Annotated in this window: 1 protein-coding gene; it reads left to right on the plus strand. The window is 49.0% G+C overall.

Annotation, left to right across the window (positions count from 1 at the left end):
* Positions 1-16: 16 nt before the first annotated feature.
* On the plus strand, positions 17-697 hold the full coding sequence (rpe, locus tag ACTHUM_RS15875) for a ribulose-phosphate 3-epimerase (protein WP_036490579.1): 681 nt from the start codon (positions 17-19) through the stop codon (positions 695-697).
* Positions 698-829 lie beyond the last annotated feature (132 nt).

Below are 829 nucleotides of genomic sequence, written 5' to 3' on the forward strand. Positions count from 1 at the left end.
CTTTAGGAGAATAAACATGACCGACTACCGTATTGCCCCCAGTATTTTGTCCGCTGATTTTGCCCGCTTGGGCGAAGAGGTTGCCGAAGTTATCCGCGCCGGTGCGGATTTGATTCATTTTGACGTGATGGACAATCATTATGTGCCGAATCTGACTTTCGGCCCTATGGTTTGCGCGGCTTTGAAACCGTATGCAACCGTGCCGGTCGATGTGCATTTGATGGTTGAGCCGGTGGACGATTTGATTCATGCGTTTGCCAAAGCCGGTGCCAATATCATTACCTTTCATCCGGAAGCCAGCCGCCACATCGACCGCAGCTTGGGTTTGATTAAAGAATACGGCTGCCAGGCAGGCTTAGTATTGAATCCTGCCACGCCGGTCAATATTCTGGAAAACGTTTTGGACAAACTGGATATGGTGTTGCTGATGTCGGTCAACCCGGGCTTCGGCGGACAAAGCTTTATCCCGAATACACTGGTGAAAATCCGCAAAGTGCGCGAGATGTTGGACGAGTATGAACGGCAAAGCGGCCGCCATATCGCATTGGAAGTCGATGGCGGCGTGAAAACAGACAATATTGCTGAAATTGCGGCGGCGGGTGCGGATACGTTTGTCGCCGGTTCGGCGATTTTTGGCAAACCGGATTACAAAGCCGTTATCGATGAAATGCGCCAACAGTTGGCGCAAGTCGGATAACCAAGCCGGGATATTCTTAGTTTCCAAACTTTAAATAATCAATGTTTAATATTAAAGGCCGTCTGAAATAATTTTCAGACGGCCTTTTGTTTTAGCCTAAACCCTTACAGCGGCCATTTCAATGCAGGATTG

The sequence above is a fragment of the Neisseria sp. P0021.S006 genome (assembly GCF_051956895.1).

What these genes read in the sequence shown, in the direction of transcription:
- rpe (WP_036490579.1), top strand. Translation starts at nt 17, where the DNA reads ATGACCGACTACCGTATTGCCCCCAGTATTTTGTCCGCTGATTTTGCC.